General features: G+C 41.9%; 10 protein-coding genes and 1 pseudogene. 7 read left to right on the top strand and 4 right to left on the bottom strand.

Annotated elements, in window-relative coordinates:
* From L4C54_RS13305 to L4C54_RS13295, 3 genes are all read left to right on the top strand, one after another.
* A partial coding sequence (locus L4C54_RS13305) for a hypothetical protein (RefSeq protein WP_428808573.1) occupies positions 1-236 on the top strand: 236 nt, incomplete at its 5' end.
* Between the two features lie 265 nt (positions 237-501).
* Complete coding sequence (locus L4C54_RS13300) at positions 502-1,392, top strand: aspartyl/asparaginyl beta-hydroxylase domain-containing protein (RefSeq protein WP_428800183.1); 891 nt, start codon at positions 502-504, stop codon at positions 1,390-1,392.
* A gap of 23 nt (positions 1,393-1,415) precedes the next feature.
* Positions 1,416-2,303 carry a DMT family transporter gene (locus tag L4C54_RS13295; protein ID WP_428800184.1) on the top strand — a complete coding sequence of 296 codons (888 nt, stop codon included), beginning with the start codon at positions 1,416-1,418 and terminating at the stop codon, positions 2,301-2,303.
* A 447-nt stretch (positions 2,304-2,750) separates the two neighbouring features.
* Here the strand turns inward: L4C54_RS13295 and L4C54_RS13290 are convergent, their stop codons facing one another.
* Positions 2,751-3,605, bottom strand: a complete 855-nt coding sequence (locus L4C54_RS13290) for an HD domain-containing protein (RefSeq protein ID WP_428808572.1) — start codon at positions 3,603-3,605, stop codon at positions 2,751-2,753.
* A 391-nt stretch (positions 3,606-3,996) separates the two neighbouring features.
* Between L4C54_RS13290 and tdh the strand changes: the two are divergent.
* Both tdh and L4C54_RS13280 read left to right on the top strand, forming a co-directional pair.
* Positions 3,997-4,158 (top strand): annotated as a pseudogene (tdh, locus tag L4C54_RS13285) (L-threonine 3-dehydrogenase); the annotation flags it as partial.
* Between the two features lie 95 nt (positions 4,159-4,253).
* Positions 4,254-4,427, top strand: coding sequence for an L-threonine 3-dehydrogenase (locus L4C54_RS13280; RefSeq protein WP_428808571.1), 174 nt, complete (start codon positions 4,254-4,256; stop codon positions 4,425-4,427).
* Between the two features lie 271 nt (positions 4,428-4,698).
* Here L4C54_RS13280 and L4C54_RS13275 read toward each other — a convergent pair whose 3' ends face one another.
* The 3 genes from L4C54_RS13275 to L4C54_RS13265 form a co-directional block, all read right to left on the bottom strand.
* Positions 4,699-5,682: a DUF2860 domain-containing protein gene (locus L4C54_RS13275; RefSeq protein ID WP_428808570.1), complete on the bottom strand. Its 984-nt coding sequence runs from the start codon at positions 5,680-5,682 to the stop codon at positions 4,699-4,701.
* Positions 5,683-5,867: 185 nt separating this feature from the next.
* A complete protein-coding gene (locus L4C54_RS13270) occupies positions 5,868-7,133 on the bottom strand; it encodes a histidine kinase dimerization/phospho-acceptor domain-containing protein (RefSeq protein ID WP_428808569.1) in 1,266 nt (421 codons plus the stop codon).
* Positions 7,133-7,813, bottom strand: a complete 681-nt coding sequence (locus tag L4C54_RS13265; protein ID WP_428808568.1) for a response regulator transcription factor — start codon at positions 7,811-7,813, stop codon at positions 7,133-7,135. The genes L4C54_RS13270 and L4C54_RS13265 overlap by 1 nt, the downstream gene beginning before the upstream one ends.
* Before the next feature lie 174 nt (positions 7,814-7,987).
* Here L4C54_RS13265 and L4C54_RS13260 point away from each other — a divergent pair, with 174 nt between their 5' ends.
* Together L4C54_RS13260 and L4C54_RS13255 are read left to right on the top strand one after the other, a co-directional pair.
* On the top strand, positions 7,988-8,752 hold the full coding sequence (locus L4C54_RS13260; RefSeq protein WP_428808567.1) for an efflux RND transporter periplasmic adaptor subunit: 765 nt from the start codon (positions 7,988-7,990) through the stop codon (positions 8,750-8,752).
* Positions 8,753-8,762: 10 nt separating this feature from the next.
* A complete protein-coding gene (locus L4C54_RS13255; RefSeq protein ID WP_428808566.1) occupies positions 8,763-11,771 on the top strand; it encodes an efflux RND transporter permease subunit in 3,009 nt (1,002 codons plus the stop codon).
* Positions 11,772-11,907: the final 136 nt, after the last annotated feature.

Here is an 11,907-nt window from a genome sequence, read left to right as displayed (position 1 = left end):
ATGAGACCGTATTTATATTTTACAGGGGCATTTTCACTCCAACAATGCAGGCTATAAATGACAAGGTCATAGAGCGTGTTTATCGTACTAGCGCCTCAATGATTGCCAAGAAAAACCATTTATGGCCACTCAGAGTAAAATATAAATTTAGTGATTATCTAGTCGCAACGGTCGAGCTTTCCACTTTAATAGGAAGCCCCTTATCAAGTGAGACAAGAAAGCGAACTACGCTGTAACAGGTGCGTATTCTGAGGAGTTTGCGCAAATAATTTTGCAGCATCACTTTACCTTTACGAAAGCATCCCCTAGTCGGAAAACAACCTTTGTATATGAGTTCGCCCTAATGTTTTTGTTATTTAAATTCGTGTCGAATAAGAAATAAATAACGATTAATAATGTTACGAGTGTAATTCACTGATGTACGTTACTTCACAGTTTTTACGCAGCATCTAATACTTCTGATTTTGGATACTGCAACTACTCTGTGTTAAAGGTAATTATATGAAAAAAGTGATATCGAAAACAAAATTGTTAGGAAAAATAAACTTTAACAATGAAGCGTTAAGGCGTGACTTAGACGTTATTGAGCGCTTTCCAGTGTTTGAAGAAGAGTACAGCGAATTTAGTCAAGGTACATGGATTAATAACTCTTTATGGAATGATAATGGTGATTATCGTAATACTCAGTATAAAGAAAACCCTAATAAAGCTAAGTTGACTGAGTTAGGGCTTCAAACGCATTATATTAATGAAGTTATCCATCAATTTTTTGATGCGGACAATTTAAAGATGGTCAGAACCCGAAACCTTATTAATGGTCAGGTCATCCCACATAAAGACTTCGTAGAGTTCGGCAAACAGAAAGAAAAATATCTTCGAGTACTTATTCCATTAGAAGCACCTATGACGTCATACCATAGCGATGAAGACTTTGGCGTGTTTCGGATGAGAAAGGGGGAAATCTGGATGCTTGACGCGAGTGTGGTGCACGCAGCTTACAACTTTGGTCAAGATAGCCGAGTGATTTTGTGTCTTGATTTCCAATTTGAGGGAGTCGATAAACTCTACCCTGAAATGATTTTCACCGATCGCTCTATCTGCGAGAACTCCCTGCATCCTATGGTGTTTAACCGACAAGCTCTTACCAAGCACGACAAGCAAGACTTCGTAAACGAGCTTGCCCGTTCAATCCACAATTTGGAAGATATTAAAAATGCTGTGTTTAAGCTGTCTTTTGCACACATTCACCACGAGATCCCGATACAAGAAATCTATGACATTCTGATTGAACTGACTCAAAATAAGGGGCTAGACATCCAGAATTATTGTCGAGAAATGAAGCAATATTATATAGGTGAGCGCGGTCTAGGTGAGCGTTTTACGTTAGTTTGAGCACCTTAGCGAAGAGAGCAATAATGAAATACATTGGCTTTGTATTTATCTTACTCTGGTCTTCTGGTTATATTTCTTCGTCAATTGGGTTGATGTACACCAACCCATTGTCGTTTATAACACTGCGAGTGGTCATTGCGTTGTTCGTATTCATTTTGCTCAACTTCTTATTCGCAGAGTCTGGGTCTGTTATGTCGCGGAAAGACATCATAATGTCGTTATGGGTCGGACTGTTTATCCAATTTCTTTACCCTGTTTTATTCTCTTATTCACTGTCTGAGGGTATCAGTCCTGCAATGCTCACTGTGGTGCTAGGGCTACAGCCAGTACTCACACTGATCATCTCACGCGGTTGGACTTCTAAAGTACAAATAGGGGCAATTATAGGTTGTATGCTCGGCACGGTACTATTGTCTGTTGAGAGCTTGAGCTTAGGTGCAAGCAATGAGGTCAACATGCTATATGCTGTGTTGTCTCTATTAGGGATTACGCTCGGCACGGCCATACAGAAACTCTATTGCTCGCATATCCCAATTCAAAAAACGATGGGGCTCCAATGCTTCTCTGCTTTGATAGCGTTAGTGCCGACGACACTGTTATGGAGTGAGTTCACCGTACAAATGACCACGCCGTTTCTTGTGGCATTACTGTGGCAATCGCTAGTGATATCATCGCTAGCGTCTGTCTTGTTGATCCACGCACTCAAATCCGGAACCGTGACGAATGTCTCGACGTATTTCTCCTGTGTCCCTGCATGTACCTCAGTATTATCCTACCTGATTTTGGACTCCGAATTGACCATCACTATGGGAATGGGTATCGGCTTCATTATTGTGTGTACGTATCTAGTTCACAATCCACAGTCCACCCGAATATGGCAAGTTAAACTGAAAAAAATGGGAAAGGATTAAAAGACTGGTGTTAATTGGTTCTAACCAGTGGTGAGTCAGGGCGATCTGCTCTGACTCACCTTTGTCCAAAACCTTCACAGCTAGCACTTCGTAATATTTGTGATAAACATGCACATTGCTCATTGAACAACTATCGAGAAACCCTCAGCAGCTGTAATATAACTAAACTGTGATTAGTTGTATGTTCTCGTAAGACTGAGAAAGTACAGAAAACCAACCTGGAGTAAAGCAATGACAGGCTATGATGAGGTGATGCCGAATACTCGGTTTAAGCGAGAAACAAATCGAGTGTTAAGGATTTGCAGGAAGCAGCCTTATACGGTGCTTGTGACCATTGTAGGGAAGCCATCTCACGTATTTATAGATGCTTCGTCGTATGAGAGCGCGATGAAAGTTCTGGAAAGAGCTTCTAAAGGTTAACTTCAGATAGCGCTGATTTTCAGCCCTTCAAACTGGCGTGCGAAGGAAGCGTCTATTGTTGCATTGGCGAAAGTACCAATGAGCAGGGCAATTTCTGAATTCTTTTTCCGCTACGTTTTTAGCTGCCGACATTTGGTCTGCATTTTTAACGGCCTTGGCAATAACACACTCTGTACTCATGCCCTTAGATGCAGGCTCCCAACATGCCAGCAATGTGTCATACCAGAACTTATTTTGACGATACAACAGTGCCATGGGCTCACTCAATAGGCTGAAGGTAGATAGTTCGTGATTGGTGGGGACATACGTGCATTCATTTGTATACACCGCATGTGCTGTTTTTCCAATGTCGTGAAATAGGGCTGCAATGATAATTAGCTGCTCTATCTCATCAGAAAAATGACAGCTTTTTAGGGTGTCTAACGAAAGGTGTGCGACTTCAATCGAGTGTTGCAACAATCCGTGTCGATAAGCGTGATGATTACTACCGCTCGCTTGAATTGAAACAAACGCATTGAACAAGTTGTTTTTTTGGCAAAGAGTATCTATAAACGATCTTAGGCAGGGAACGGATATTCTTGATGTTATTAAACAAAGCTCTTTGTAATTTTCAGCAAAGATATCGTCTTGCCCAGAGAAAATAATAGTATTTCCAATGGGGAGTAGGGCAGGCAAGGGAATTGCTGTGTGACAGTTTACAAACGGATGTGGGGTGACTGAATATTCGCAATATACGATTTGTCCCTGATGTAACTCAAGAGTGTCACATTGGCGTGAGCTTACGCATAGATGGCGCCCATTAGCTAAAATGGTCGCACTAATTTGTGATTTTTGAGTAGGGACCAATACTACGTTGGATACTATACCAATTGCCTTATACATATAAATCTCCAATTAAGTAAATTTTCGGCCCACTGAGGAAAAGAAGGTATTCGCCTACAGAGCATTGACGTATGACCTTTATGATCAAGAAGCATTTGTGTATTTAAGGCTAGTTTACGATAGGTGTGTTTCGACATTGATCGGAACTCATGAAAACTTGGTTACATTTCTTCCAATGCTAATTTTGTCACATCGTGAGTGCTATACTCCGCTTATAGAGGCTTACGCCTTACCAGCGAAGTTACACATTAAAGCTTTAAAGATGAGTGATAATGAATAGACGGCTATTTTTTACGAAAAATAAAGTTTGATACTTTTAGCCCCAAAATAGCCCCAAGTTTACTAACTGTGTAAATAACCCATTGATATTAAGTATATTTAATGGAGTGTGCGCAAGATGTTTGAAACGTGGTACAAGATGGCTTCACTGATTCAATCTGGTTTGGACCTTACACCGATTATTACTCACCACTACAAAGTGGACGATTTCCAGAAAGGCTTCGACATGATGCGATCTGGCATGTCAGGTAAGGTAATCCTAGACTGGGAATAGATTACTTCCGGTTTTGATTATTAGAAGGCAACAGGTAAAACTGTTGCCTTTTTTGTCGCCAATTTGCCGCCATTTTCGCTATTGGTTTGTCTTAAGTGTCTGAAAGTAATTTGATTTTCTGGTCGATGAATACAATGGCAAGCTTGATTCAATCTGGCCTAGATCTAACGCCAATTATTACTCACCACTTCAAGGTTGATGTCTTCCAAACAGGCTTCGACGCTATGCGTAGCGGGCTTTCTGGCAAGGTTATCCTTGATTGGGAATAGGTAAAAAGGGGAAAGCTAGAGGACTTTTTGTGGTGTTTTTCCCTACTATAACTCATCTGAATTCAGCCCATTTAGGAACTATGCTGCGTAGAGCATTCTAACCTGTCACTGTGATGAGTAACCAGGGTGGTGCTCAGGCTATCTCAGTATGATTGTGAGAATAACGTCATTAGAAGTAACATTGAAAAGTCCAACCTATTTATTAATACATAAAATATTCATAGGCTGTTGCAGATCTTGGCCTGATACGAAATCAGGCCAAGTGATCAAATTAAAATTTGTAATTCACACCAGCAGAAAGCAGGTATTCTGACTCATTGTAGAAATCAATATTTGATGAACTGATTCCATAACCTGCGAACGAGATAAACGAGACATCTTCCCAGCCCATCAATTGGTCATATTCATATGCTGCGAATAGGCTCATTTCATTATCGCTGCGAGTCTCGTTAAACATAGGGTTTGTTCCATCGTAGCTGCGAGTTTCGTAGCCAGCCGTTAGAGCAAACTGATGACGGTCTAAAACTTTGAAGTAGGTAATGTCCGTTGCATAGGCTTTGTATGCCATCGCTTTGCCATCAGCAGAACGTACTTTATAGCTTAAAGATGGAATAAGGCCTGACGTTTGATTGAGCATGTATTTATACTCACCTTTAACGAAGATAACACTGCCATCACGTTGTAATGTTTCTTGTTCAGTCGAGCTCAATTCGGAGCCTGATGCCTCACTTTTGACATCGATGTTCGCGTAAGCCATATCAAGTGTGAAATCACTACCAGCTATAGATTCAAGCTTTAATCGGTATGCGTTACCTGTTTCGTCAGTGACTTCTCTTGTGGAGGTAATGGCGTATGGGTCGCTCCATGTTTCTCCTGATACCACGGTTGGAAGAAATGACGCGTCAATCACCATTCCCGACTCTAGCTCTTGTTTATAGCCAATCTCAAAAGCGAAATCACCAACGGCGATATCTTCACGGGAAGTACCGATGTATACCTGCTTGTCTAACTGTTGTCCGAACGTATAGTTGATTTGTCCTAGTGGCGCGACAAGCATTTCCCCATTGGAGTCGCCTTCAGAATTGAGGTCCGATATTGGATCTTTAACATCTGTATTGAAGTTAGACGATTGAGACATATAGCCAGTATTGAGAGAGATTTCACCACCAAATCCGGCTTCTGGCGCTAGCTCAGCAACTGAAGAATAGCTCACAAAACAGGTTAGAATGGAAAGTGAAAGAATGGTTTTATTCATGATAAACATCTCTGATTAATTAGGACTCAGACTTTACGGGGTTCGATGTCGAAGAAATGTCTATTTAGAATAAGATCGTGAATTATTCTTGTGAGAAGAGTAGTCGAGCCTTGTTTATTGCGTATGCGAGTCCTGAATTGCATTAGAACATTTCAGGACTGAGCATTGTCACTATGAGGTTTTAGCTATCTGCTTTTCTTAACTAAGCTCGCAATGCAGCCCTTTGTATTTATGCTGTCTTTCAACTCGAAGTACCAACCATATACATTGCATAAGCGTCTTACGATTAAAAGCCCCAAGCCATGCTCGGTTTCGTTTTTATCGGATAACCCTGTCCCCGTGTCTTGAACGGAAATATGGTCAGTGGCAACGTGAATGGTAATTGAGCCTTTTTCTGTAAATCGAATTGAATTGTTGACGATGTTTTTCAGAATCATTTTAAGTACAGGCAATGGGAAATTCAGCGTTGTATCCGGTGCAATAACTAGCTCGATTTCAACACCGAGTTTTGCCTTTTTACTGAGCTCCGAAATAGGAATATCTTTTTCACTGACTGTCCATAATTCATCGCTGGACGCTGTATTTTCTTGTTTCACAATATTGAGTAAAATCTCTACTGTTGATTGCATATTATCAACAGCATCAATAATTCTATGGCGCTGCTTAGCCTGAAATTCTACGTCTTCTTCTTTCATGGCTTGTAAGTTTGCCGCTCCTGAAATAATCGCTATTGGCGTTTTCAATTCATGGCTCGCGTATTTTGCGAACATCATTTCTTGTTTCACCACTCTTTCTTTCATTTGTGTATAGCTATTGAGATGATTGGTCAGCTGCTTAATTTCATCAATCGTATTTTCCGATACGGTAAACTTCGATCTCTCCTCGTCTTTTAGCTGTTGGCTCAACTCGACAACCGGTGACATGAGTTCATCAAACATTCGCTTGGTCGACACGCTTAATATCCCAACAAGAAATAGCATCAATAAAGTGGATATACTCAATAATATATCCCAATTATCATCGCCAAAATCGAGCGATCTAGTGTCTATCGTGAGATACAGAGGTATCTCGTTTCCATTCGACAAAAAGGTAGAGTGGTAAACCATGAAGCCATCCTCGGAGTAAGAACGAACTCTTGTTACTTCATCCTTAGCGTATGGCATTTCTAATTTGATATTGTCGGGTAAAAACGCGGAGTCGTAATACGCAGTAATATTCGGACTAACAGCGATACTACTGTTGGGGGCACGTAGATAATATTGTTGAGCAAACCCCTGAAAGGAGTTTAAATAGCGTGCGATTTGGTTGTCTTCTTCCTTCACTAGTTTTAATGAAAACGTTAAGAAAACAACAAAAGACGTTGAAATAGCGATGATTGCAAACCGACGGATCAGGCGCTTTTTTACGTTTTCAATATTGTTTTCAGCGGTTTTCGACTTTGTAAAAAACATCACTTCTCCAAACGAAAGCCAAATTTAGGCACGGTTTTTAGCATCGCCTTTTTAAACGGTTTATCAAGTGTGTTACGCAGCAAATAAATATGGCTGCGAAGTACATCTTTATCTGGAACATCATCGCCCCAAAGCTGATGGATTAGAGCCTCTCGAGTTACAAGATCACCTTGTGCTTTAACGAGTTCAACCAGTATTTGGTACATAACAGGTGTGGTCGCCAGATTGTGTCCTTCACGTTTGATAATCTTCGTTTTCTCATCAATCTCTAATGAACCGAACGATAGAGTCGCAGGAGCAACTTGACCTCGAAACCGTTTAATCAATGCAGACAAACGAACTTCTAGTTCGGGAAACTGGAAGGGTTTACTAACAAAATCATCGACACCATTATCGAAGCCATTAATTAAATCTTCCTGACCATTTAATGCTGTCAGCATAAGGATGGGCGTTGTACATCCATTTTCTCTTAGTTCCTTCGCGACCTGCATACCATCTTTTTTGGGCATCATGACATCGAGAATGATGGCATCAAATTCATTTTCTAAGGCCAGCTTTAATCCAAGCTCTCCGTTGTCAGCGAAATCGGTCTCTGCGCCTTTTACTTCTAAGAAGTCGGCTAAGATCCCTTGTAGCTCTTCATTGTCTTCGACGATTAGAATTCGACTGTTCTCAAGCATGGCGTGTTCTCTAAGTGTCCAAATATAAGGTTTCCATCATATCAATTTTATGTCGAAATTATGTGAAAACGCACTCGTTTGTCTGGTTAAGTAAAATCCACTTTCACAAAAACTCGACATTCATGACTTTAGGGTACCCCTATTACATTTTGGGAACTACATATTGAGAAAGCCATGATGAACAAACAATTATTACCCTGCTTGATTAGCGCAATGGTATTTGCACCTTATAGCAATGCCGCTGACCTTATTGGTAAAACAACCAGTAAAGCCCCTTTAAACGTTGTATCTGAAGTCAGTGGCGTTATCGAACACGTTAATTGGCAAACCGGAGATATAGTCACGCAAGGCCAAAAGCTAGCCACTATTAAAGATCAAGATTTCAAACTTGAGGTGCGTAAGCAAAAAGCCAACCTTGCTTTAGTCAAAGCTGATTTGGATATTAAACAGTCGGTTTACGTTCGCTATCAAGAACTACGCTCGAAAAAAAGTCTATCTCAGAACGAGCTTGATATAGCAAAAGCAGACTTTTCTGCCGCAAAAGCGAACTTATCATTGGCCCAAATAGAGTTGGAAAAAGCGCAGTTAGATCTTGCTAATACTCAGGTGGACGTGGCGATAAATGGTTATGTAGTAGAGCGTTCGGTTGATGATGGCGCTTGGGTCAATCAAGGGGACTTACTGTACAAACTCACTAATATTGATCAACTGAACGTTCGCTTACTCGCAAGCGAGTTTGATCTACAAGACCTATCCGTGGGTCAACCGATTCAAGTTTGGTCAGAGGCTCAGCCAGCACAGCGTATTCACGCAAAAATTCATCGTATTGCTGTCGAATTAGACCCTACAACTTTTGCCTATTTTGTTGATGTTGAAATCAGCAATGAGCAACACCTTTTCAAACCGGGTATGTCCATTCACGCAACGACAGATAAATAGGGCATAAACCATGAATAACTTTCTTGCTTACTTCGCAGAACGTAGCTTTTTGGCTCGCATTATCACCATCATGGTACTGCTGATTGGCGTTGGTTCGATGAGTATTCTAAAGCTTCAAGAATTGCCTGATATTGCATTTGCTGAAGTCGAAATTACAACCCAATATCCTGGTGCATCGGCGCAGGATATTGAGTTGAACATTACCAATCGAATTGAAAAAGAACTGAAGTCGGTACAAGGGCTGACAAAGTACAACTCTCAATCATTCGATGGCCAATCTTACATCAACATTGAATTGGACGAAGGGTACGATATTCAGCAAACCGTTCGTGATATACAACAGGCCGTTGATAGGGTGCAAGGGTTACCTAAAGACATATCAAACCCACCGCTTGTGGCGCAGAAAAGTACCTCTTCGTTTGAAGTGATGACGTTTGGTGTAATAACAGCGCTTGATAATTCTGAGCTGCAAAATTACGTTCGTGACTTAGAGAAGAAAGTACGCAGTGTTGCAGGCGTTGGCACGGTTTCAATGTCTGGTTTTACCGAGCGTGAATTTTGGATTGAAGTTGATCCGTCCAAAATATCCCGCTACCAACTGGCTTTGGCTGATGTTACATCAGCGATCAATACACGTAATCTTTCACTCTCTGGCGGTGTGGTCGAGTCTTGGAACAGCGAACAACGCATTGTAACGCTCACTCAAATTCATTCTGTTGAAGAGTTATCAAACACCATCATTAAGGTGCTTCCTACTGGGGAAACCGTTCGTTTAGGGGATGTGGCGTACGTTTCTGACTCGTTTGAAAAAGCGATGGAGTTAGGCATGGTGAATGGCGAAAGGGCTATTGTGTTTACCGTGGCGAAGAGCGCTAACGCCGATATCATCTCGACCATCGACAGAGTAAAAGCGTTGCTTGAAAAAGAAGATCAGCGCCTTAACGGCCAATTCTCTTTTCCTATCTCTTTGAACCTTGCGGATGATATGAGTGATAAGTTCTCTATCGTCACGACCAACGGCGGTGTTGGCCTTGTTCTGGTTCTTATCGTATTAAGCATGATTTTAAAACGCGCGGTCGCTTTTTGGGTGGCTGTTTCTATCCCATTTTGTGTACTTGGCGTAATGGCGGTACTGCCTGCGCTTGGTATGAATTTAGACAGTATTACACTTGCGGCAATGCTATTGGTGATCGGTATTATTGTCGATGATTCGGTCATCGTCGCCGAGAGTATTTACCAAGAGCGTGAAAATGGAAAAGCGCCGTTAGACGCTGCAAAATCGGGTGTGCAGAACGTTATTCGTCCTATTATTGCGAGCTTAACTACCACGGCACTCGTGTTCATCCCAATGTTCTTTATTCCAGGAACAATGGGGAAGGCAATCATGGTGATTCCAATTACGGTTATCGCGGCTCTTCTGTTCTCGTTGATTGAATGTACTTTTACGTTACCTGCACACCTTGCAAATTCGTTAAAGAAAGGTGAGAAGAAAAAGCAAAAAGAAGATCGTTTCAACGGTGCGATCAAACAATACCAGTCTCTATTAGCTCGTTGTTTGGCATGGAAAAAATCTGTACTGCTGGTCGCTGTGTTCGCGCTTGCGGGGAGTGGAGCACTATTAACGACACTTAAGCTGGATATCTTCCCAAGCGAAACGGCTAAATACATTGAAATTTACACAGAAGTTGCGCCGGGGGCATCGCTAAAACAGGTTCGCAAAGCCCATTCCGTGTTTGAAGAGACAATTGCACAGCTTGGTGAGAGTGAACTGGTTTCCTACAGTATGACTTATGGCAGCCCAGCAAGTAATGGCTTACTGACGCTTACCAACTTTGAGCAGCGTGATAGAACGGCCAATCAGATAGCCGACAGTTTAAACGAGAAATTGAAAGACGTTCCTGCGATTAATTTTGTGAAATTCACGGTCGACGCAGGTGGTCCCCCTCCGGGCGAGCCTATTGAGATTCGTGTTATCAGTAACAACGAAGCAGAGCGTAATCATGCGGTTGGTCTCGTCATGGCTTGGATGAAAGAGCAAACAAGCTTGGATAAAGTGACGAATAACGAACAACTGACTGATCCACAACTGCAAATCTTGCCACAATATGAATGGCTAGCTCGTTACAACCTGACGGTTCAAGACCTTGCGACAACGCTGCGTATCGCTTTCGATGGTGAGAGTGTCTCCTCAACTTGGATTGGCGACCAAGAAGTGAACTTGCGAGTTTTATCAGATGAGGAATATCGCAATATTGAACGTCTGAAAACGACGAAGATCACGACTCCAAGTGGAGTTAAAGTGCCTCTGAACCGTCTTGCAAAAGTACAAGAGGTACAGGCTCCACGTGAACTCTTACATTACAACGGCGACCGTCAGGTGTTGGTGAGTGCACAAATAGTTGACGAAGCTTTAGGATCAAGTGAGCTAAGCCAGCAACTTTCAGATGCATTAGCACAGCAAGTTGGTAAAAGTGTGCAACTAGATATTGGTGGTGAAGCCGAGAATACCAGTGACACTATGTCTGGCTTTCTTGTCGCTTTCCCCGCAGCTATGGTCGGTATCTATTTTGTGCTCGCGATTATGTTTAGCTCTTTATTGCAGCCACTGCTGATTATGGCGGTAATCCCATTTTCGGTTGTAGCAGCGCTGATGTCACTATTCGTTCACATGCAGCCATTGTCATTGTTCGCACTGATTGGCGTACTAGGTATGACAGGGGTGGTAGTCAATAATTCCTTGGTATTGATAAATCGAATTAACGAGCTTAGAGCTGGAGGTTTAGAGGTGATGGACGCTGTTATTAAAGCCGCCGCCAGTCGACTTAGACCAATACTATTAACGTCAATCACCACGGTTGTTGGGTTGTTACCGCTTGCCTATGGAGTTGGGGGTACTGACGTGTACATGGGACCAATGTCTCTAACATTAGGTTACGGACTATTGTTCTCACTGCCTGTTGTGCTAATTGTTATTCCTTGCCTGTATACCCTTTGCTTTGGTCATAAAAATACAAAGTGAGGTTTGTGATCTTAGTGGTTGATTTTAGTTAGGAGAACTTATCCAAAACCCTCGATTAGCTGAGGGTTTTGTGACTCAAACCAGTCCAGTAACGTGTTAAGAAAGGGTGCTAAACCATGTAACAATCATGGTGAAC

The organism is Vibrio lamellibrachiae (assembly GCF_050337265.1).
GTDB classification, from domain to species: domain Bacteria; phylum Pseudomonadota; class Gammaproteobacteria; order Enterobacterales; family Vibrionaceae; genus Vibrio; species Vibrio kyushuensis.
This window is presented reverse-complemented; position numbering and strand designations above follow the sequence as displayed.

Excerpts from the sequence above, each read along its gene's own strand:
- L4C54_RS13300 (WP_428800183.1), top strand. The coding sequence starts at position 502 with ATGAAAAAAGTGATATCGAAAACAAAATTGTTAGGAAAAATAAACTTT.
- L4C54_RS13295 (WP_428800184.1), top strand. The coding sequence starts at position 1,416 with ATGAAATACATTGGCTTTGTATTTATCTTACTCTGGTCTTCTGGTTAT.
- L4C54_RS13290 (WP_428808572.1), bottom strand. The coding sequence starts at position 3,605 with ATGTATAAGGCAATTGGTATAGTATCCAACGTAGTATTGGTCCCTACT.
- L4C54_RS13275 (WP_428808570.1), bottom strand. The coding sequence starts at position 5,682 with ATGAATAAAACCATTCTTTCACTTTCCATTCTAACCTGTTTTGTGAGC.
- L4C54_RS13270 (WP_428808569.1), bottom strand. The coding sequence starts at position 7,133 with ATGTTTTTTACAAAGTCGAAAACCGCTGAAAACAATATTGAAAACGTA.
- L4C54_RS13265 (WP_428808568.1), bottom strand. The coding sequence starts at position 7,813 with ATGCTTGAGAACAGTCGAATTCTAATCGTCGAAGACAATGAAGAGCTA.
- L4C54_RS13260 (WP_428808567.1), top strand. The coding sequence starts at position 7,988 with ATGATGAACAAACAATTATTACCCTGCTTGATTAGCGCAATGGTATTT.
- L4C54_RS13255 (WP_428808566.1), top strand. The coding sequence starts at position 8,763 with ATGAATAACTTTCTTGCTTACTTCGCAGAACGTAGCTTTTTGGCTCGC.